17 protein-coding genes are annotated in these 20,746 nt (G+C 73.2%); 5 read left to right on the top strand and 12 right to left on the bottom strand.

Going from position 1 to position 20,746, the window contains the following annotated elements; translation table 11 throughout:
- The first annotated feature begins 235 nt into the window (after positions 1 to 235).
- Entirely contained in the window at positions 236 to 1,060 is an 825-nt protein-coding gene (locus ACZ4QV_RS21180; RefSeq protein ID WP_361588488.1) for a SigB/SigF/SigG family RNA polymerase sigma factor, read from the top strand.
- Between the two features lie 105 nt (positions 1,061 to 1,165).
- Here the strand turns inward: ACZ4QV_RS21180 and ACZ4QV_RS21175 are convergent, their stop codons facing one another.
- Together ACZ4QV_RS21175 and ACZ4QV_RS21170 are read right to left on the bottom strand one after the other, a co-directional pair.
- Positions 1,166 to 1,426 (bottom strand): hypothetical protein, encoded by a 261-nt coding sequence (locus tag ACZ4QV_RS21175; RefSeq protein ID WP_361150402.1) that lies wholly within the window; start codon positions 1,424 to 1,426, stop codon positions 1,166 to 1,168.
- 258 nt (positions 1,427 to 1,684) lie between these two features.
- Positions 1,685 to 2,029, bottom strand: coding sequence for a trypco2 family protein (locus tag ACZ4QV_RS21170; protein ID WP_361150404.1), 345 nt, complete (start codon positions 2,027 to 2,029; stop codon positions 1,685 to 1,687).
- Positions 2,030 to 2,196: 167 nt separating this feature from the next.
- Here ACZ4QV_RS21170 and ACZ4QV_RS21165 point away from each other — a divergent pair, with 167 nt between their 5' ends.
- From ACZ4QV_RS21165 to ACZ4QV_RS21150, 4 genes are all read left to right on the top strand, one after another.
- On the top strand, positions 2,197 to 6,072 hold the full coding sequence (locus tag ACZ4QV_RS21165) for a tetratricopeptide repeat protein (protein ID WP_361588485.1): 3,876 nt from the start codon (positions 2,197 to 2,199) through the stop codon (positions 6,070 to 6,072).
- Entirely contained in the window at positions 6,069 to 7,295 is a 1,227-nt protein-coding gene (locus tag ACZ4QV_RS21160; protein WP_361588483.1) for a death domain-containing protein, read from the top strand. The genes ACZ4QV_RS21165 and ACZ4QV_RS21160 overlap by 4 nt, the downstream gene beginning before the upstream one ends.
- The gene (locus tag ACZ4QV_RS21155) at positions 7,292 to 8,572 is read left to right on the top strand and encodes a hypothetical protein (protein ID WP_361588481.1); all 1,281 of its coding nucleotides are present in this window, start codon (positions 7,292 to 7,294) and stop codon (positions 8,570 to 8,572) included. Before ACZ4QV_RS21160 ends, ACZ4QV_RS21155 begins: the two co-directional genes overlap by 4 nt.
- A gap of 199 nt (positions 8,573 to 8,771) precedes the next feature.
- Positions 8,772 to 9,401, top strand: a complete 630-nt coding sequence (locus ACZ4QV_RS21150) for a ScbR family autoregulator-binding transcription factor (RefSeq protein ID WP_361588479.1) — start codon at positions 8,772 to 8,774, stop codon at positions 9,399 to 9,401.
- A 32-nt stretch (positions 9,402 to 9,433) separates the two neighbouring features.
- On the opposite strand, the gene ACZ4QV_RS21145 is transcribed toward ACZ4QV_RS21150, so the two are convergent.
- The 10 genes from ACZ4QV_RS21145 to ACZ4QV_RS21100 all read right to left on the bottom strand — a co-directional run bounded on the left by ACZ4QV_RS21145 (position 9,434) and on the right by ACZ4QV_RS21100 (position 20,700).
- Positions 9,434 to 10,306, bottom strand: coding sequence for a carbohydrate ABC transporter permease (locus tag ACZ4QV_RS21145; RefSeq protein WP_361150414.1), 873 nt, complete (start codon positions 10,304 to 10,306; stop codon positions 9,434 to 9,436).
- A complete protein-coding gene (locus ACZ4QV_RS21140; RefSeq protein WP_361588477.1) occupies positions 10,303 to 11,328 on the bottom strand; it encodes a carbohydrate ABC transporter permease in 1,026 nt (341 codons plus the stop codon). The genes ACZ4QV_RS21145 and ACZ4QV_RS21140 overlap by 4 nt, the downstream gene beginning before the upstream one ends.
- Positions 11,329 to 11,392: 64 nt before the next feature.
- A complete protein-coding gene (locus tag ACZ4QV_RS21135) occupies positions 11,393 to 12,712 on the bottom strand; it encodes an extracellular solute-binding protein (RefSeq protein ID WP_361150420.1) in 1,320 nt (439 codons plus the stop codon).
- Positions 12,709 to 13,692, bottom strand: coding sequence for a GNAT family N-acetyltransferase (locus ACZ4QV_RS21130; RefSeq protein WP_467763240.1), 984 nt, complete (start codon positions 13,690 to 13,692; stop codon positions 12,709 to 12,711). The genes ACZ4QV_RS21135 and ACZ4QV_RS21130 overlap by 4 nt, the downstream gene beginning before the upstream one ends.
- 202 nt (positions 13,693 to 13,894) lie before the next feature.
- Entirely contained in the window at positions 13,895 to 14,887 is a 993-nt protein-coding gene (locus ACZ4QV_RS21125; RefSeq protein WP_361150425.1) for a zinc-dependent alcohol dehydrogenase family protein, read from the bottom strand.
- Complete coding sequence (locus ACZ4QV_RS21120; protein ID WP_361150427.1) at positions 14,884 to 15,750, bottom strand: carbohydrate ABC transporter permease; 867 nt, start codon at positions 15,748 to 15,750, stop codon at positions 14,884 to 14,886. The genes ACZ4QV_RS21125 and ACZ4QV_RS21120 overlap by 4 nt, the downstream gene beginning before the upstream one ends.
- Positions 15,747 to 16,607, bottom strand: coding sequence for a carbohydrate ABC transporter permease (locus ACZ4QV_RS21115; RefSeq protein WP_361151069.1), 861 nt, complete (start codon positions 16,605 to 16,607; stop codon positions 15,747 to 15,749). Before ACZ4QV_RS21115 ends, ACZ4QV_RS21120 begins: the two co-directional genes overlap by 4 nt.
- Before the next feature lie 115 nt (positions 16,608 to 16,722).
- Positions 16,723 to 18,060, bottom strand: a complete 1,338-nt coding sequence (locus ACZ4QV_RS21110; RefSeq protein ID WP_361588559.1) for an ABC transporter substrate-binding protein — start codon at positions 18,058 to 18,060, stop codon at positions 16,723 to 16,725.
- Between the two features lie 268 nt (positions 18,061 to 18,328).
- On the bottom strand, positions 18,329 to 19,090 hold the full coding sequence (locus ACZ4QV_RS21105) for a DeoR/GlpR family DNA-binding transcription regulator (protein ID WP_467763239.1): 762 nt from the start codon (positions 19,088 to 19,090) through the stop codon (positions 18,329 to 18,331).
- Positions 19,091 to 19,416: 326 nt separating this feature from the next.
- Positions 19,417 to 20,700 (bottom strand): hypothetical protein, encoded by a 1,284-nt coding sequence (locus ACZ4QV_RS21100; RefSeq protein ID WP_361588473.1) that lies wholly within the window; start codon positions 20,698 to 20,700, stop codon positions 19,417 to 19,419.
- Positions 20,701 to 20,746: the final 46 nt, after the last annotated feature.

Raw genomic sequence — 20,746 nt, 5'->3', positions numbered from 1 at the left:
CCCGGTACCCGAGCCGGGGGCAACGGGGGCGTCCGTCTGCGCTCTTGCCCCCAGGGCAAGAAGCGGTGCGAAAAAATTCCGGCCCCGGAGTGTGAGGCACCGACGCCGGGACACAAGAGCGTCAGTGCTTCGGAACCGCAGGCACCCCGTCCCAGAGGGGCCAGTCTGCCGTTTTCCGGTGAGTGGCCACTCATCTGCCTGCGAACCGCCCACCAGCGTCTAAGGAGAGCCGGCGATGGCCACCACCATGATCGCGCGCCGCCACGGGCGCCGTCACGACGACCCCGACACCAACGAGGAACTCCGGCTGCTCGTCACGCTGCCGGACGGGCCCAAGAAGGAGCGGCTGCGCCAGCGCGTGATCACCGCCTGGCTGCCGCTGGCCCACCGGCAGGCCGTGCGGCTGCGCGAGCGCGGCGAACAGCTCGACGACCTCAAGCAGGTCGCCGCCCTCGGCCTGGTCAAGGCGGTCGACCGCTTCGACCCCGAGCGTGCCGACGCCTTCGAGCAGTTCGCCATACCCACCATCACGGGGGAGCTCAAGCGGCACTTCCGTGACCACACCTGGGACCTGCACGTGCCCCGGCGCACCCAGGAACTGCGCAACAAGGTCCGCAAGGCCGTACGGGAACTGAGCACCACCCTGGACGGCCGGTCGCCGACCGTGGCGCAGCTCGCCGAGCACGCCCAGCTCCCGGAGGACGACGTGGTGCTCGGCCTGGAGGCGCTGGAGACCTACCGGTCCCTGTCGCTGGACGTCGCCCTGGACCGCAGTGGCGACAACGACGACTACACCCTCATGGACACCCTCGGCACGGCCGACGGCCGCTTCGGCCTCATAGAGGACCGCGAAACGGTCAAGCCCGCCCTGGCCCGGCTGCCCGAACGCGAACGCCACATCCTCTACCTGCGGTTCTTCAAGGACATGACGCAGAGCGCCATCGCCGCCGAACTGGGCCTGTCCCAGATGCACGTCTCCCGGCTGATCAGCCGGGCGCTGGCCCGCGTACGGGCGGAGATCGAACGGAACACGGAGCAGGAGCTCCGGGCCGCCGCCTGAGTGCGGGGGTTGTGCGCACGGCGCAGCCCTTCGCGCCAGGCGGGCGACGAAGGGCTGCGGGCCGGTGCGGCGGGGGAACGTGGTGGGGCCGGGCGGCGCGAGTGGTCAGCGCACCCAGTGGTGGTAGAAGTGCTTGTGCTTCTTCAGGTCGCTGACCTTCTTGTGCGAGGTGGCTCCGGCCTCGCCGATGGTCACGCCGTCCGGCCCGCCGGCATTCACGGCCTCCACATAGGCGGCCTGGTAGTGGCTGGCGGTGCGGTGGTGCAGGTGCTTGCCCCCGCCACCGGCGGTGGCGGCTGCCGCGGGAGTGGCGGCGAGGAATCCGGCAGCGATGATGCCGACGGCGGTTATCGCAGTGCGACGCATGGTCTCTCCTCAGGGAGGGGGTGTTTGAGTCGACTCTCACCCGGCCCGGGGCGCGCCGCACGTGGGGGCTGGCGAACGGGTTGCCCGGACGGGACTACCGCCGCGTACGGTGACGGCCGGCTCCGCGGCCCGGCCGGCGGTCGGCAGGTGCCACCGGACGGCGACGGCCGCCACCTGCCGTCCGGCCGACTGCGCCGGTGTCCGCTCCCCATGTCCGCTCGCGGTGCCCGCTCCCGGGGACGCTCCGGCGGGGCGGCGCTACGAAGGCCCGCCCACGCTGATGCCCGGGCCCTCGGGAGGGGCGTCCCGGTCGTGCGGCGTGAGTTCGATCGCGATGCGGTGGGTGCTCTCGCGGGACAGCGATCCGCCGGCCTCGGCGGTGACCACGCCGATCCGCAGACCGCCCCGGCCGGAACCCTCGCGGCGGACCTGCACGGCGAACTCCACGGTGACACGGTCCACCAGGAACCGGAGCCTGCTGCGCTCACCCTCGCGCTGTGCCGTTTCCAGCTCCTCACGGATGCGGCCGATGACGTCGGCCAGACCGGCTGCCTCCGCGCCCTCGTCGCCGCTCCGTCCGCCCGGCCCGCCGTTCGCGCCCATCACGGCCCTTTCGTCACACGGCGGGGAGCGATTGTCACTGCCCGCGGCTATCGTTTCGGAGTATGAGGGAGCTCGGGGGAACTTCCAACTACTACTCAGGCGACGGATGTTGGCGGGCCCGGTTGTTCCAGGGGGGACGCCGGGACGCCCCGCCGCTCGGTGCGGGTGTGCTCCTGCCCGGCGGGCTGGTGCTCACCTGCGCGCACGTCGTGCTGGCCGCTCGCCGGACCGCCGCGGCCGACGGCCGGTGGCCGGGCCGTCCGGCGCCCCTGCCCGATGTCCACGCCGAATTCCCCGGTGCCCTGCCGACGGGGCACCGGCCGGTGGCCGCAGAGGTGCTCACCCGCCATCTGCGGCCGCCCACCGCGCAGTTCAGCGCCGACATCGCGCTGCTGCAACTGGCCGAGGAGCCGCCGGTGGAACCCGCCGTGCTGCACCGGCAGATCCCGGCGCCGGGTGAGCAGGTGTACACCGTCGGATACCCGAAGGACCTGCCGGGCGGCGAGCACATCACCGCCCGGCTCATGGGGCGCGGCGGGCCGGGCCGCTGCCCCGAGTGGGTGCAGCTCGACCCGGAGACGGCGCCCTACGTGGTCCGGCACGGCTTCAGCGGCAGCGGGGTGGTGCACGCCCGTACCGGCGCCGTCATCGGCATCCTGGTGCACCAGCACGGCACGGTGCAGTTCCCGGTGCCCTCCAGCCACGCGTACATGATCCCGACCGAGACGGTCCTGGGGCACCTGGCCGACGAGAAGATCAAGCTGTACGCCACCGGAGCCCGCGCCGTGTCGGGCTCCATCCGGCTCGTCCCCGGCGCGGCCGGCCGGGACCAGGCGCTCGGGCTGCGCCGCTGGATCGCCCGCTGGCTCGGCGACGGCGGACCGGCCGGGGGCCCGGCCACCGGCGTCGGCACGGTCAGGGGCACGTACCGGGCGACCGGCGCGGGACGGGCCGCGGGCACCGGCCCCGGCACACCGGCCGGCCCGGGTACGGAGCCGTACACCGGAGCGCGGTGGGGGACGTCGGTGCATCCGGAAGGGAGCCGGGGCGCGCCCGCCCCGGGGCGGGGCTGTCAGGACGGGGCCGCGGAGCCCGTGGAACTGGCCTTCGTCGCCGACGGCGACACGGAGGCCCGGTCCGTCCTGCACTCGGCGCTCGTCCTGGCCGACCGGGAGCGCGGCCCGTGGTCGCTGCGGCGCGGCCGTGCGGCGGAGCCGCGGGCGGGCTCGATCGACCTGGCCCTGGACGCGACGGGCTGGACGGCCGAGAAGCTGGTCCGCCGTACCGCGGCGCGGGCGGGGGTGCCCGAGAGGACGGCGCCGGCCGACACCACCGACGCCATGACCGCGCGGATCGCCGAGCAGGCCCCGCCCCTGTCCGCCGCCCTCCTCTCCGTCGACCGGGTCCGGTCGTCCGACGGCGAGGTCATGGCGCTGCTGCAGGCGCTGCTGGCGCGCGGCCACAGCCGGCTGCTGCTCGTCTTCCGCGATCCGCGCTCGTCGCTGCTGGCCCGCGTCGTCGGCGAACTCCTCGACGAGGGGTGGGCCGACCGCCACGAGAAGGCCGTCGCCGCGCGGCTGCACGTCCTGGCCGGCCTGGAGAGCCGGAGCCGGAGCCGGCGGCTGCGGAACGGGCCGCCGACGGCCGACGACGGACACGAACCGGTCCAGCCCCGGCTCGCCCGCCGGCTGGCGGCGCTGCGCCAGGGCGGCACCCTGCGCAACAGCGCGGACGCCGCGTACCACCTGTTCCGTATCGGCATCGACGTCGAGGAGGCCCTGCAGCGCCTGGACCGGCCCCGCACGCCACGCGGGTACGTCGTCCTCCCGCCCGGTGACGGGCTGACCGACCTGCCGCACGTCACCGTCGGCGATCCGGACGCCCTCGTCGAACCGGAACCTCCGCCGGACCCGCCCCCGCCGGTGGCGCCCGGCGCGGACCGTCCGCCGGATGCCGCACCGGATGCCGCTCCCGCCCCGGTGGCCGCCCGCGCGCGGCGGAACGCTCTCGTCCGCGGCCAACTGCTGCACCAGCAGTACCAGGTCGTCGGCCGCCTCGGCCAGGGCAGCTACGGGCAGGTCCACCTCGCCCGTGACCGGATGCTGGCCGGCCGGCCCGTCGCGCTCAAAGGGGTGCGAGACCCCGACGACGAGCAGGCGGTGAAGAACGCCGTGCAGGAGCGCCTGCGCCTGGTCGGCCTCAACCACCCGTCGATCGTCAAGGTCTTCAACTACGCCAAGGGCTCGGGGGCCTCGGAGGACAAGCTCAGCTTCATCGTGATGGAGTTCGCCGACGGCGCGCCGCTGCAATGGGTGGCCGAACAGATCGAGAAGCGCGTCGAGCCCTTCCACGACCACCGGGTGTACGAGTTCATCGCGGCCTACGGGCTGCTCGTCCTGGACGCGCTCACCTACCTCCACGAGGAGCGCGGGCTCGTCTACGGCGACCTCTCGCTCACCAACGTGATCCACTGCGGCGCCGGCATCAAGCTCGTCGACGTGGCCGGCGTCCGGCCGATCGGGACCTCGGGCCCCGTCACGTACCCGGCGCCCGAGGTGCACGGGTCCGCCGGAATGACCGTCGCGGGCGATCTGTACGCGGCCGGCGCCGTGCTGGAGGAGCTGGTCGCCAGGGTGCCCGAGGCGCCCCCGGGGCTCGGCACCCAGTCGCTGCGCAGGGTGCTGAGCCGCGCCACGGCCGACCTCCCGGAGGAGCGCTTCGCCACTGCCCGGGAGATGTCCGTCCAGCTCCGCGGCGTCCTGCGGGAGCTGCGGTCGCTGCGGCTCGGCGAGGAGGCGGCCTTCGAGCCGTCGACGCTCTTCGCCCCGGTGCCCGCGGCCCTCGACGGTGAACTGGGCAAGGCCCCGCCGCTCGGCCAGTGGCGGACGGGCGGCAACGTCAAACGGATGCTGACGGCGCGGCCGCCGTTCCCCGCCGAGGTCGCCCTCGGCCTGCCGGTACCCAAACCGAGTCCGGCCGACGGCAACTGGACGCAACTGCACCGCACCTCCTACGACGACCCGGTCGGCCTGCTCCAGCTCAGCGACGCCTGGAAGGAGTCCCCGGAGAAGGCGCTGCTGCACTGCCGGCTCCACCTGGAGATCGCCCGCGACCACCCGGAGGAGGCCGCCGCGGAGCGGGCCGCCGCCGAGGCGGAGCTGGCCCGGGCCCGCACCGCCGTCGGCGAACTGGCCGACTTCGACTGGCGGCTGTACTGGCACGAGGGGCTGCTGCACCTCGTGCACGACCGGGTGGACGCCGCGCGGACCTGCTTCGACCTGGTCAACGAGGCGATCCCGGGGGAGTACGCGCCGAAGCTGGCGCTCGGCTACTGCCACGAGTTCCGGGGGAACCGGAAGGAGGCCGTGGCCCTGTACGGAGCGGTGTGGCACCGCAACCACGCCCTCGGCGTCGCCGCCTTCGGCCTGGCCCGCATCCACCTCGCCACCGGAAAGCCCCAACTGGCCCTCGACTGCCTGGAAGCCGTGCCCGCCGACTCGCGGCACCGCACCGCCGCCCGTACGGCCATGGTCCGCATCCTCGCCGCCCCGCCCGCCGACGGCGGTCCGCCGACCGTCGCCGCGGCCCGGCAGGCATGGGTGGCCCTGCACCGGCTCACGCGGAAGGAGGGCCTGACCGACCGGCACGCCCAGGACCGGCTCCGCGCCGACCTCCAGGAACTGCTGCTCCTGCTCGTGACGTCCGCGCCCGCCGGTGCCCGGCCCGGCCCGTTGGAAGAGTTCTGCGCGGAACCCGACATCCAGGCCGAGAAGATCCCCGTCCCGCCGACGGAGGACGCGCTGCGGGATCAGCTCGCCGCCTGCTACCGGCGGCTCTTCGAGCAGATGCCGCCCGCCGAACGGGCCCGTGACCGGGACCTGGCCAAGGCGCTGCTCGACAACTCCTACCACACCCGCCCCATCGGTACGTGGCATCGGCGTGGTTACCCAGCCCCCCGCTGGCGGGCCCGCTGGAAGCGTTCCCGGGCCGACGGCGGGGGCCTTCAGACGTACGAGGACACCGCGACCGAGGGGGGAGGATGAACCACGACGACCGCTCCCGCCCGGGCCCGGCCCGGCCCGGTCCGGGCGATCCGGGAGCCGCGGGCTCCGGGCGCGCCGACGCCCGGTCCGCCGGGCACCGCGGAAACGCCTCCGCCAAGGCGCCCGGGGCCCGCGGGAAGTGGCGGAGACCGGTCCGTGCGCTGTGGCACCGGTCGGCCGGCCGCGACGCGCGAGGCGGGCTGCGGCCCACCGGGAAATTCCTGTTCAGCCGCATGGTGATGCTGCCTGCCCTGATGTTCACGGTGCTCGCACTCGCGGGGACGGCGTACTTCGACGTCCACCGCCGTACCGAGGAGCTGCGCGACCGCTACGCCCCCGCGCTGGTCGACCTGGCGCACGCCAGGGTGTCGCTGGTCCTCGCGCAGCAGGAGGCCGAACAGCGGCTCGGCACCGGCGACGACGGCCCGCCGCCCCAGACCGCCCTGGTCGGGCTCGGCGAGCGGTACCCGTCCCTGGTGACCAAGGCCTCCCAGAGCCTCAACAACGTCGTGCAGACCGGAGCGCTGAGCAGGGCCCAGGAGCAGGTGGTCCGCGTGGTGTCGGGCCTGGTCAGCGCCTATGACGGCTGGATCGACTGGGCAGGCGGCCACCACGACAGCGCGCCGCTGCGCCGGGCGGGCATGGACTACGCGGCGGATCTCCTGCGCACCGGCCCGACCGCCGTCCTCCAGCGCATCGACGTCCTGGAGACGCAGCTGCGCGCCGCCGTGGCCGACCGGGCGGACCGCCACACCGTGCCGGCCGTCGCGGCATGGATCGCGCTGCCGGCCGTGTTGGTCCTCGCCTTCGTCTTCGTCGGCCTGCTCGACTTCGTACGGGCCGGCCTGCGGGTCCGCAGCCCGCTGCTGGTGCTGTACGCCCTGCCCGTCCTGCTGGTGCTCGGGGTGCTGTCGTTCGGTGTCGCCGCGCAGCAGCGGGCCCAGCGGGACGTGGAACGTTCCGTGTCCTTGATCGGGGGGATCACCGTGCCCCGCCCGTCCGGCGACGGCACGCAGCGGGCCGGCTCGTCGCGCGGACCCGACGCCGCGATCGAGCGGGCGGACGCCGCACTCGCCGAGCGGCTGCGGGGCACCCACCCGGACGGGTGGGCGCGGGCGTCCGTACTGGCTCTGTCCGTCGGCGCGGCGGGCGCCGTGGGCTGCGGCCTCACGCTCCGCCGGTACGGCAGGGAACACTGGAAGATCGACTGGGGGAAGGCATGAGAAGCGCGCACCGGCTGCTGCGCCCGGCCCTGGCCTGCTGCCTGCTCGTCACGACGGCCCTGGTGGCGGCGGGCTGCTCCACCGGGCAGGACCGGACGGTGGTGGTCCTGGGCCCCTGGACGGACGGCGAGGAGACCCCGTTCGTCGGGATGCTGAAGGAGATCGGCAGGCGTACCGGACAGTCGTTCGAGTACGAGGGCACCCGCTCCCTGCGGGAGACCCTCTCGGCCCAGCTGCGCACGAAGACACCGCCCGACGTGGCGATCCTCAACGGTCTGGGCGAGCTGGCCGAGTACGCGCGCGACGGGGACGCCGAGGTGCTGGCGGACGACGTGGCAGGATCGGCGCTGGGGCCGTGGGCGCAGCAGATCACGCTGGAGGACGCGACGGGGGAGCGGCGGCGGCACTCGTACTGGGTGCCGGTGCGGGTGGACCTCAAGAGCATCGTCTGGAGCCGCCCCGGCGACCTCAAGGCGGCCGAGAACCCCCGCTGGTGCCTGGGCATGGCGTCGGGTGCCACGTCCGGCTGGCCGGGTACGGACTGGGTCGAGGACCTGCTGCTGCAGAGGTACGGCGCGAACGTGTACGAGGACTGGGCCACCGGCAAGCTGCCCTGGACCAGTCCGCAGGTGAGGTCGGCGTGGCAGGCGTGGCGGGACGTGCTCGCACAGGACGGTCCCAAAGCGGCTGAAAAGGCAATATCTACCGAATTCGAGAACCTGGGTGACGGCCGGTACGGACTCCTGAACAGCGGCAGGTGCACCCTGGAGCACCAGGGTTCCTTCATCCGACGGCACTACGGCGACGACGTGCTGCCCGCCCCCACCCGCACGTTCGTCCCCGGGCTGCCGGCCGGGCCCCGGGCGTTCGAGGTCTCCGGCGACATGGCGGCCGTCTTCCGGCCGAGCGACGCCGCCTGGGACCTGCTGCGGGAACTGACCTCGCAGCCGGCCCGTGCCGTGTGGGCCCGGATGGCGAAACCGGAGGAGCGCCCGCTGTTCCCCGACCGGAGCACGGGCGGGGGCCGCCTCTCGGCCAGCACCGCCGCGGTGCAGAAACTCTTCGACACGGCGGACGAGATCTGTTTCGACGCGTCCGACGCCATGCCGTCGACCTTGCGGGGCGCGTTCCAGCGGGCCGTGCTGGAATTCTTGCAGGACCCGCGGGACCCCGGCCTCCTGGAGAAGCTGCTGGAGCAGTTGGAGGCCGAACGGCTGATGCAGGACCGGGCCGGAGCGTTCGCATTGGATCACCTCTGCGGCGACCCCGGCGACTGACGGTGACGGTGACAGCGGCGGTGGTGGCGGTGCTGGTGGTCGCTGTGGCGGTGGCCGTCTGCGCGCCGTGCACAGTTGGACCGCGGTACTTTTCCCTCCGGCCGCGATCCCCCGTAATGATCACTTCCCCGGGCGGGGCCGGTACCGATGCGGCAGGGCTCGCGTTTTCTTCGTACCATTCACGTGTTTGCCGAGGGAAATGGTGCGGTCAGTGCAGGAACGGGCGGTCAAGACCCGAGAGGCTATTCTCCGGGCGGCTTCCGAGGTGTTCGACGAGTTCGGATTCAGCGGCGCGAGTGTCAGCAAGATCATGAAGCGGGCGGGGGTCACCCAGGGCGGCATGTACTTCCACTTCCCGTCCAAGGTGGCCCTCGCGCACGCCGTGATGGTCGAGCAGGGTGACGGACTGGAGCTGCCGTCCGGGGAGGACGGCCTGCAACGGCTGATCGACACCACGCTGTACCTCGCCGGGCAGCTCCAGACCAATCCGGCGCTGCGGGCCGGAGTGCGGCTGGCGATCGAACAGGGCGAGTTCGGTGTCCAGGACGACGCTCCGTACCAGTACTGGGTGCAGGAGTTCGCCGGTCAGTTGCGTGCCGCCCGGGACAAGGGCGAGCTGCTGCCGGAGGTGGACGTGGACGAGCTGGCCTGGGTGCTGGTCAGCTCCTACTCCGGCACCCAGCTCCTGTCGCAGATCTCGACCGGCCGGGCCGACCTGCACCAGCGGATCACCACCCTGTGGCGGTACCTGCTGCCGGGGATCGCCGTCCCCGCTCTCCAGCCGCTGCTCACCTTCGAGGAGCCGCAGCAGGACGGCACGGTCGCCTGACCGCCTGACACCGCGGCTGTGCGGCCGCTGTCCTATTTGAGGCCGCTGAGCATGACACCCCTGATGTAGTACTTCTGCAGCAGGAGGAACAGGAGCAGCACGGGCAGCACACTCAGCATGAGCCCGGCCATCATGACGGGCACCATGCGGTTGGGGTCCAAGTAGCTCTGCAAGGTCTGGATCCCCACGGGCAGCGTCAGCAGACGGGGATTCGCGGTCGACACCAGCAACGCCCAGATGTACTCGTTCCAGGCGCTCACGAAGGTGAGCAGCGCGAGGGTCACGGCCACCGGCTTGGTCTGCGGTACGACGATGCGCCACCACACCGTGAACTCCCCGGCGCCGTCGATCCGGGCCGCCTCCAGCATCTCGTCCGGCACGGAGACGATGAACTGCCGCATCAGGAAGATCCCGAACCCGGACACCAGGAACGGCATGACCAGCGCGGCGAGGCTGACCGTCAGCCCCGCGCCGCCGTCGCCGAGCAGCCCGTTGCCGCCCGCCAGCGGCCAGTGCACGAGGATCAGGAAGTGCGGGATGAAGAAGACGAACGGCGGGAACATCATCGTCGCGAGCACCAGCCGGAAGATCAGGTCGCGGCCGGGGAAGCGCAGCTTGGCCAGGGCGTACCCCGCCAGGGAGGACGTCAGCAGCACCGAACCGGTGATCACGGCGGTGGCGACGACGCTGTTGCGGAACAGCAGCGGCAGGTCGAGCCGGACGAACGCCTCCCGGTAGTTGGACAGCTCGAAGGCCTCCGGCAGGAAGCGGTACGGGAGCCTGCCGTACTCGCCCGCCCCCTTGAACGAGGTCAGCAGCATGTCCAGGAACGGTACGACCGTCACCACCGCGCCCGCCCCCACCAGCAGGTACGACAGCCACGGGAAGCGCCTGCGCCGTCTCACGCGTCCTCTCCCTTCCGCCGGAACAGCCACAACTGCACCAGAGTGATCACCAGAATCAGGACGAACAGCACGAGGGCCGCCGCGCTCGCCGAACCCCAGTCCCCGTACTTGAACGCCCGCTGGTACATCTCCAGGGCGGCGACATTGGTCGCGTCGCCCGGCCCGCCCTCGCCGGTCATCACGATGATCAGCGCGAACGACTGGAGGCCGGTGATGAACTGGGTCACGCACACGAACAGCAGCGACGGCCGCAGCAGCGGCAGCGTGATGCGGGTGAAGACGGTGAACTGTCCGGCCCCGTCCAGCTCCGCCGCCTCGTAGTAGGAGCGGGGGATCGCCTTCAGGCCCGCGGTGAGGACGAGGATGGCGGAACCGAGGGAGGCCCACGCCTGCACCACCACGATCGAGGGCAGTGCCGTCGCCGGGTCCTGGAGGAAGGCGACGGAACGCAGGCCGAGCGCGTTGAGCACCCCGTTGACCAGGCCGCCCGGCTCGTACATGTACTTCCACACATTGCCGACCGCGACCACGGTGGTGACGATCGGCAGGAAGTACAGCGTGCGCCACAGGCCCTGGAAGCGCAGGTTGGTGATGCAGTGGGCGACCAGCACGGCGCCGCTCAGCGCCAGGACCACGGTGCCCAGCGCGTACAGCAGCGTGTTGCTCAGGACCGGTGTCAGGAAGGACGAGCCGCGGGCGAAGAGATCGGCGAAGTTGTCCGTGCCCACCGGCCGTATGTCGGCGAGGTCGAAGCCCGCCCAGCGGGACAGCGACAGCAGCACCGCGAACAGCAGCGGCAGAACGAGGAAGATCGCGAAGAAGAGCAGGCTGGGGGTGAGGAAGAGGTAGGCGACGACGGTCTGCCGACGGCGGCGCCGGTGCGCGGCGGCGCGGGCCCGGTTGCCGGCCGCCGGTGCGTCCTCCCGTCCGTCGTCCTCGTCGCCGCGGCGCACGGCGTCCGCGCCGCCTCTCCCGCGGCCCCCGCCCCCGTCCTCGTCCGCGCTTCCGACCGTTGTCGCCATGCAGCACCAGCCTTTCGGGACGGGCGGACCGACGGGAGAGGGTCCGAGGGGGCGGGGCGTGCGGTCAGCGGGAGAGTTCCTGGTCGACCTGGTGTACGGCGGTGCGGACAGCGCCGTCCGGTGACAGGCGGCCGGTCCACATCTCCTCGATGTTCTTGCGCAGCAGCGCTTTCGCCTTCTGCGCGCGCGGTCCGTTCGGCTCCGGCGTGGCGTGGTCCAGCGCGTCGACGAACGGGCCCAGATTCGGATCGCCGCCGGCGGCCAGCAGACCCCGCATGTCGCGGGTGCGGCCGGTCATCGTGCCGACCGACATCTGCAGCACGCTCATCCGGGTGGCGCGCACCGCGGCGGCCGGGCCCGCCTGCGGACCGGCCGGCACCACCTCGTCGTTCAGCCAGCGCAGGAACTCCCACGCCTCCCGCGGATGCCGGCTCCTGGCGTTGACGCCCAGCAGGAAGCCGGTGGTGATCGTGCCCCGGTTGCCGGGCGCGGGCCCCGGGACCGGCGCCACCGCGACATCGCGGTAGTCCCGGCCCATCGACTGCTTCAGGCTGCCCGTCCACCAGGCGCCGCTGATCGCCATCGCCACCCGGCCCGCCGAAAAGGCTTTCATCAGGTCGATGCCGGGGTCGCTCGCGCCCCGGTCGATCAGCCGGTGCTCCAGTGCGAAGACGGCCCGGCCGGCGGGGGAGTCGAGGGCGCTGCGGGCGCCGTCCGCCCGGAGAAACGATCCGCCGCGGGAGGCCAGCAGCGCCAGCGTCTGGTTCACCACCGTCGCGTCGTCGGTCCGTGACAGCCCGAAGCCCTGCACGAGCGTGTTGCCGTGCCGGTCGCGCCGCGCGGTCCGGTACGCGGTCTCCTCCAGCTCCCGCCAGGTGCGCGGCGGCCCGTCCACCCCGGCCGCGCGCAGCAGCCGCTTGTTGTAGTACAGCGCGTAGGACTGCACCTCCGTGGGATAGCCGATGATCCGGCCGTGCACCGAAGCCGCCCGGACCGCGGCGCCCGCGAAGCCGCGCGCGATCCGGGCGGCGTCCTCGGGCGGGGCCGGCCGCACCACCCCGGCCTGCGCCAGTTGACCGGCCCACAGGCTGTACGGGTGGATGATGTCCGCGCCCTGCCCCGCGGCCTGCCGGACCATCAAGGTGGTCAGCAGATCCTGGAAACGGACCGCCGTGGTCCGCACGTGCACCCGGTCGTGCCCGGCGTTCCAGGCGTCCACCGCCCGTTGCAGTGCCGATTTCAGCGGCTCCGTCGCATAGTGCGACAGCAGCGTCAGCACGACCGGGTCGCCGGGGCGGCCGCTCCCGCTCCGGCCCGGGGCACCGCAGCCCGCCGCGGTCACCGCCGCTCCCGCCAGCCCCGCCAGCACCCGGCGCCGCCTCATGGCCGTACCTCCCGCCGAAGGATCTCGAACGTACGGGTCGTGACGAACCCCGCCGATCTGTAGAGCTGACCGGCCGGACTCCGCTCGCCCGTCCACAGGAACCACGCGCCGTGCGCGCCCGCCGCCCGCATCCGCTCCAGCGTCAGGTGCAGCAGCACCTTGCCCAGACCGGTGCCGCGCTGGTCCGCCCGCACCCCGAACGGCCCGAACCGTTCCACCAGCCCCTCGTACGCCCCGTGCATCGCCCACCCCACGACCCGGCCCGACGGACCGTGAGCCGTCACGATGCGGTCCAGCGGCGCTCCGCCGTCAAGCGCCCGGCGGATCGCCCACGGCCAGTCGGGGCCGAACTCCTCCCCGGCCAGTCGCAGCAGCCCCACCAGGTCGCCGTCCCGCGGCGTGCCGAAGCGGTAGCCCTCGGCGGCCAGGGCGGCGGCCCGCTCGCGCACCGCGTCGGGCATCCGGTGACCGGCCAGCCCCAGATCCATCGCGACGGCTTCGCCCCGGGGCCGGAAGTCCAGCTTCGCCAGCAGCCGGGCGGCGTCCGGGTAGGCGGCACGGTCCAGACCGGGCAGGAAGTAATGGGGTGTGTACGCGGCGAAGTCCACCCGGGTGCGGCCGTGCCCGGCGAGCCAGTCGAGCACCTCGGTGAGCAGCCGGCGCCCGAGCCCGGCGCGGCGGGCGGCCGGGTCGACGAAGAAGAACGGGATCCAGCCCTGCTCCGGCTCCAGGCCGCCGCCGGCCACCGGGACGGTCCGGCGCACTCCGTACGCGGCCCCGACCAGCTCTCCGTCCCGCACGGCCACGCGCAGCCCCGCCGGATCGAAGTTCGGGTCGAGCAGCACCTGAAGGCGGAAACGTTCCCGCGTCACGGGGTCGTACGGAGCGCCGCGGGCCCACGCCGCGACGAGCGGGGCGACGTCCCCGGGGGCGAACGCGCGGACCCGCCCCGGGGCCGCGTGCGGCGTCGCGTGGTCCATCGGCGTCCTCTCGTCCGCGTCCCGTACGGGTCGGCAGGGCCATGGTCCCGGCCTCGTGCCCAGGCTCCAACACCTTCCGCACCCCGGGCTTCAGGACGTGCGCGCCGACGGCGATCGACCTCCGTCAATCCCCCGGTTGGCCCGCTCCGGGGCCCCGGCGAGGGGCCCCGGCGAGGGGCCCCGCGCGCCGACCGGGCCCGGGTCAGGGCGTGACCAGGATCTTCCGGCCCTGGCCCGCCTTGAAGCGGTCCAGCGCCTCCGCGTACCGGTCCAGGGGCAGCCGGTCGCTGATGAAGACGTCCGGGTCCAGGACGCCCGCGGCGAAGAGCTCGGCGGCCCGCTCGTAGCTGTGCAGGACCGCCATCGAACCGGTGATGGTGATCTCCTGGTTGTAGATCCGGTACGGCTCGATCACGGCGCGCGCCGCGTAGTCGGAGACACCGAACTGCAGGAACGTGCCGCCCTTGCCGACGCGGCCCAGCGCGTCCTGGATGGCGCGCTCGTTGCCGGTGGCGTCGATGACCACGTCCCAGCCGCGCGGCCGGTCCAGCTCGTCGGCGGAGGCCGCCGCGTTGCCGCACCCGAGCTGCCGCGCGGTGGCCAGCCGCTGCGGGTTGACGTCGACGATGTCGACGCCCGCGGCCCCGGTGCGCTTGGCGAGTTCGAGCATCATCAGCCCCATCGTGCCGGACCCGTAGATCAGCACATGGGTGCCGAGCTGCTGGGAGCGGAGGATGTCGTAGCCCCGTACGGCGCAGGACAGCGGCTCGATGAGCGCCGCGTCCTCGGTCCGTACGTGCTCGGGCAGCTTGACGCAGTTGGCGGCCGGTGCGACGGCGAACTCGGCGGCGCCGCCCGCCGTGGTCACCCCGATGGCGGCCCACCGTTCGCACAGGTTGTTGCGGCCGATGCGGCAGTAGTGGCACGCGTAGCAGTACAGGGAGGGGTCGACGGCGACCCGGTCGCCCTCGGCCAGCCCGGTGACCTCGCCACCGGTGGCGACGACGGTGCCCGCGAACTCGTGGCCGGGCACGACGGGCAGCGTCGGCGCGAACTCGCCCTGGAGGATGTGCAGATCGGTACCGCACAGCCCGCAGCCCGCGACGTCCACGACGACTTCCCGCGGCCCGGGCGCCGGATCACCGACGGTGGTGACCTCGACACGGCCCGGGGCGCTGATGACGGCGGCCTTCATTTCACGGCTCCTAGGGAGAGGCCCTGGACGAGCTTGTCCTGGGCGGCGAACCCGGCGGCGAGCACCGGCAGGGAGATCACGGTGGCGGCGGCGCACACCTTCGCCAGGAACAGGCCCTGGCTGGTCACGAACCCGGTCAGGAAGACCGGTGAGGTCCCGGCGACGATGCCGGTGAGCACCCGGGCGAACAGCAGCTCGTTCCAGCTGAAGATGAACGAGATCAGCGCGGTGGCCGCGATGCCGGGCAGCGCGACCGGCGCGACGATGCGCACCAGCGTCGTCGGCAGCCCGGCACCGTCGATGGAGGCCGCCTCCAGCATCTCCACCGGCACCTCGGCCAGGAAGGACCGCATCATCCACACCGCGATCGGCAGGTTCATCGAGGTGTAGAGGATGACGAGCAGCCAGACGTTGTCCAGCATCCGGGTGTTCTGCGCGATCAGATAGACCGGCAGCAGCCCGGCCACCAGCGGCAGCATCTTGGTGGACAGGAAGAAGAACAGCACGTCGCTCCACTTGCGCACCGGCTTGATGGAGAGCGCGTACGCCGCCGGGACGGCGAGCACCAGCACCAGCAGGGTGGAGACCACCGACGCCGTCAGCGAGTTGATCAGCGGTGGCCAGGGGCTGATGCCGGTGCCCGCGCCGAAGAACTCGCGGTAGCCGTGCAGCGTCAGACCGGCGCCGACGCTCGGCGGATTGGTGGCCGCGTCCGTCTCGCTGTGGAAGGAGGTGAGCACCATCCACGCCACCGGCAGGAAGAAGGCGATGCCGCAGAGCCAGGCCGCCAGGCCCAGCAGACTTCCGGTGCGCCGCCGGCGCCGTTCGGCGGGCGCGATGCCCCGTACCGTACTCGCGCTCATCGGGTGACCTCCTCACGGAGCAGGGACGAGACGCTGCGCAGCGCGAAGGTCGCCACCAGCAGGGAGCAGACGACGACCACGACGCCCTGCGCGGAGGCCCGTCCGTAGTCGTGGGCCTGGTAGAAGGTCTGGTAGATGGTGTACGGGAGGTTGGCGGTGCCCAGGCCGCCCGAGGTGATGGTGAACACCGCGTCGAAGTTCTGCACCACGTGGACGGTGCCGAGGAGGGCGGCCAGCTCCAGGTAGCGGCGCAGGTGGGGGAGGGTGAGGTAGCGGAACACGTCGAAGGCGGAGGCGCCGTCGACCCGGGCCGCCTCGACCGCGTCGGCGGGCCGGCTCTGCAGCCCGGCCAGCAGGATCAGCATCATGAACGGCGTCCACTGCCAGATCAGCGCCATCTCGACCGCCGCCAGCGGCGAGGCGGTCATCCAGTCCGGCTGCGGCGGGTCCGCGCTGCCGAACAGTTTCCATATCCAGGTCAGCGTGCCGTTGATCAGCCCGTACGAGGCGTTGTAGAGCGCGTGCTTCCACAGCAGCGCGGCAGCGACCGGTACGACCAGGAACGGGGTGATCAGCATCGTACGGACGACGCCGCGCCCCCAGAACTTGCGGTCCAGCAGCAGCGCGAGGCCGAGGCCCAGGAGGAGGCTGACCAGGACGACGGTCACGGTCAGCAGGACCGTGGTCCAGATGGCCGAGCGCATCGCGGGGTCGGTGAAGACGGCCTTGTAGTTGTCGAGGGCCGCGAAGCCCTTGTTGTCGGGGGCCAGCGCGTTCCACCGGGTGAAGGAGATGACGACGGTGGCCACGAAGGGGAGCTGGGTCACCACGACCAGGAAGACCAGGGCGGGCAGCAGCGGGGCGCGGCGGGCCCAGCCCGCGGCGCGCCGGGCGGTTCCCGCGCCCCCGCGGGGGCGTGCCGCGCCGTCGGGCCGCCGGGTGCCGCCCCGGCCGCCCTGCTCGTCGCGCGTCTCAACGCTCCGCGTAGGCACGGGCCACCTCCTCTGCCAGCCGCTGGCTCTTGTCGAGCGCCTCGGAGACGCTCTGCCGCCCCGCGATCGCAGAACTGACCTCGTGCGAGACCTTGGTGCCCAGGTCGGAGAACTCGGGGATGCCGACGAACTGGATGCCGGGCGCGGGCCGCGGCTGCACCCCGGGGGTATCGGGCCGCGCCGAGGTGATCGCGTTCTTCGTCGCCGCGGCGAACGCCCCGGAGTGCCGCAGGTAGTCGGGGTCGCGGTAGGTGGAGGCACGCTTGCCGGCCGGTACCTTCGACCAGCCCAGCCGCTCGCCCACCAGCCGTTCGTAGTCCGTGCCGGAGGCCCAGGAGATGAACTTCCAGGCCGCGTCCTGGTGGGTGCTCGCCTTCTGCACGCCCCACGCCCAGGTGTAGAGCCAGCCCGAACTCGCCGTCCGCTCGACCGGCGCGGGAGCGTAGCCGACCTTCCCGGCGACCTTGGAGTCGCCGCTCTCCAGCGATCCGGCGCCGGCGGTCGCGTCGTACCACATGGCGACCTTGCCCTGCTGCATGTCGTTCAGGCACTCGGCGTACCCGGCCTGCGGGGCGCCCGCCTGCCCGTGAGCCCGCAGCAGGCCGACGTAGAAGCGGGTGGCGGCGGTGAACTCCGGACTGTTCACCCGGGCCTGCCAGTCCTTGGTGAACCAGGTGCCGCCGAAGGTGTTCACCACCGAGGTCAGCGGTGCCGCGAGCTGCCCCCAGCCGGGCTGGCCGCGCAGGCAGATGCCCTTCATGCCCGGGCGCGCGCCGTCGAGCTTCGCGGCGAGCGCCGCGACCTGCTTCCAGGTGGGTTGCGCCGGCATCGTCAGGCCCAGGTGCCGCAACACGTCCTTGCGGTACATCAGGAACGACGACTCCCCGTAGAACGGCTGCGCGTAGACCTTTCCGTCGGCGGCGGTCAGCGACTTCCGTACGGGGGCGAGCAGGTCCGCCTGGTCGTACCCGGTGTCCCGCGCGGCCCGGTCGCCGAGCGGGGTCAGCCAGCCGTTGCGGGCGTAGATGGGCGTCTCGTAGTTGCTGAGGCTGGCCACGTCGTACTGGCCGGCCTGGCTGGAGAAGTCCTGGCTCATCTTGTCGCGCAGGTCGTCCTCGGGCAGCACGGTGTAGTTCACCTTGATGCCGGTGTTCTTGGTGAAGTGCTCGGCGGTCAGCCGTTGCAGGTCCGCCATCTGCGGGTTGTTCACCATCAGGACGTTGATCGTGTCGCGGCCCTCGTTGCCGAGGGCGCCGGCGCCCCGGTAACAGCCCCCGAGAGCCAGGGAGACGGCCACCACGACGGCCGCCAGGCCCAGCGGACCACGCCGTCCGGTCGGTGGGACGGACCGCCGTGGCCGGCCGGTCCTTCCGGGAGATCGTGCTCGCACGGCTCGACACCTCTCTGCTGGGGGCTGTGGGGAAAAGGCCGGGGACGCACCGAACGGTGCGGCCCGGGACGCGTGATGTGCGGGTCCGCGCGCACGACGGACCGCGCGTCCGGAGCGCACGCCTGTACGGGACGGCGTGTGCTCCTCGCGCGTGGTGTGCGTGGTGCGTGGGGTGTGCGTGTGGTGCGTGCCGGTGTCAGACCCGCAGGACCTGCGGGCCCAGCAGGGTGTACCGATGGGCCTCAGGGGCGGACAGCCCGGTGTCCGTGACGATGGTGTCCAGATCCCGTACGGCCGCGAACCGGCAGAAACTGCTCGCCCCGAACTTGCTGTGCACCCCGATCAGCACCCGCCGCCGCGACGACCGCACGGCCTGCGCCTTCACATCGGCGACGGCCGGGTCGGGGGTGGTCAGGCCGTGTTCCCGCGACACCCCGTTCGCGCCGAGGAACGCCAGGTCGATGACGAACCCGGCGAGCATGTCCCGGGCCCAGGAACCCACCGCCGCCTGCGTGCCGGACCGTACCCGGCCGCCGAGCAGCAGCACGGTGGTCGTGTCGGACGCGGAGACCAGCGACGCGGTGCGCAGCGAGGACGTCACCACCGTCAGCGGCCGGTCGGTGGGCAGCAGCATGGCCAGCAGCTCCGGCGTGTACCCCTCGTCGACGAACACGGTCTCGGCCTCGCCGACGAGCTGCGCGGCGGCCGCCGCGATCCGCCGCTTCTCCGCCACCTGCTGGGTCTCCCGCCGGGTCAGCGTGGTCTCGAAACCCGCGCTCTCCACCGGGTACGCGGCCCCGTGGGTACGCCGGACCAGGCCGCGCCGCTCCAGTTCGCTCAGGTCCCGCCGGACGGTCTCGCGGGCCACCCCGAACTCCCCGGCGACGTCCGTGACGTCCACCCGGCCGGCCTGGCGGGCCAGCACGAGGATGCGGTGCTGGCGTTCCTCGGCTCTCACGGCGCACTCCTGCTCGGTTCCCTCGGTTCCACGGCGTTCCGTTCGGTCATCGTCCTGCCCGTTTCTGCCCGGCACCAGGTTTATAGCAAGCAGAAGGGCGCGTTCCGATGCCCGTCATGGCGCAAAACCCGCCCGCTTCGGCCCGCTTGAGCCCCGCCGTCACGGGTCATGACGCCCTGTCCCGGCCCGTTCGCCTCCTGTGCGCGCCCGTTCCCCGGTACGCGGACTCCGGCCCCGGTACGCGGACGCACCCGTTCCGGTCCACGGCCTACCGCCCCCGGGGCCGCCCAGGACCCTCCAGGGCCGCCCAGGACGGCCCGAAGGCATCAGCTCAGGATCAACCGCTCCGTGTCGAAATCCGCGACGACCTCCAGCCGGCCGCTCAGGGCCGCCACGTAGGCCGCGAGGGTGGGCAGCTCGACGGAGCCCGGTGCGGCCTCCTCCACCGCCGCCACCCGGGCGGCCGGAACACCCATCCGCACGGCGAGCTGCTCCTGCGTCAGCCCCCGGTGGCGGCGCACCGACGCCAGCCGCTGCCCCCGGTTCCGCGCCATGAGCAACGCCGCGCCGCGGTGCCGGTCCTCGTCCCGCCCGGGGTACCAGGCGCGGAGGAAGTCCCGGCTGCCGCAGAAGGTCTCGTCCTCCGCGCCGGGCTCCCGGCCCGCGGATTCCCGCCTGGCCAGGCGCTCGCGGGCCAGCGGCAGGGCGTACTCGTACCACTCCCACCACTGAGCGCGGTCCGCGGCCACGGCGAGCAGCACCACGGCCTCGGCGGCTCCGGTGCGCCCCGCGGCCTCCCCGGCCTCCCCGGCCTCGACGGTGCACAGCACCCGCAGGTCCCGGCCCGTCAGCGCGCCGAGCCGCAGCTCGTACAGCTCCGTCTCCCGCGGCCGGTCACCCAGCGGCTCCCGGACCGCACGCTCCAGCCGCTCGGCCTCGGCGACCATGTCGCCGGCCGCGGCCCGGGCCATGGCGACCGCGCCGTCCGCGGCGGCACACGACGCCGCGTCCGTCCCGGCCGCCCCGTCCGCCGCGCCGCACGCCTCGTGGACGCCCTGCTGGGCGCGCCCGGCCCGCTGGACCGCCTCCACCCCCGCCCGGCGGGACCGGAAGAGGTCGGCCTGGTTCTGCACCCGTCGGCTGATCGCGAGGAGAGCGGTCTCCCGCTCACCGACGTCGGCGCGCGACTGACGGAGCAGCACCTGCTGGTGGCGCACCGCCGACCAGCGGTCCGCCGCCTCCCGTGCGAGATTCTCCCGGCCCGACGCGGCGGCCTGTGCCCCCAGATCGGCCATCCGCCGGGCCTGCCTCGTCAACTCGGTGATGCGGTGGTAGAGTTGACGGCGGTACGCCGCCACCTCGGCCACCGCCTGCCGCGCCTTCCGCAGCAGGGTGAGCTGGCGCTGGTACCAGTAGTCCAGGGCCTCCCGGGGCTCGCCCGCCCGCAGAGCGGCCCCGACCGGGACCACCAGCGGAGGCCCCAGCCGCGGGCCCTGCTCCAGGAACGCGGTGACCGCCTCCCCGGCAAGCCGGGCCGCCGGGGCGTCGTCACGGCGCAGGGCATTCAGCCGGCTCCGCGCCTCCCGTGCCACCACCAGCCGGTACGTCATGACGGCCTCACTCCCCGGCGGGCCCCGCACGGGCCACCGGCTTCCA

Source organism: Streptomyces sp. NPDC026394, from assembly GCF_055567735.1.
The sequence above is the reverse complement of the archived record's forward strand: the minus strand, read 5'-3'. Positions and strand labels throughout refer to the sequence as shown.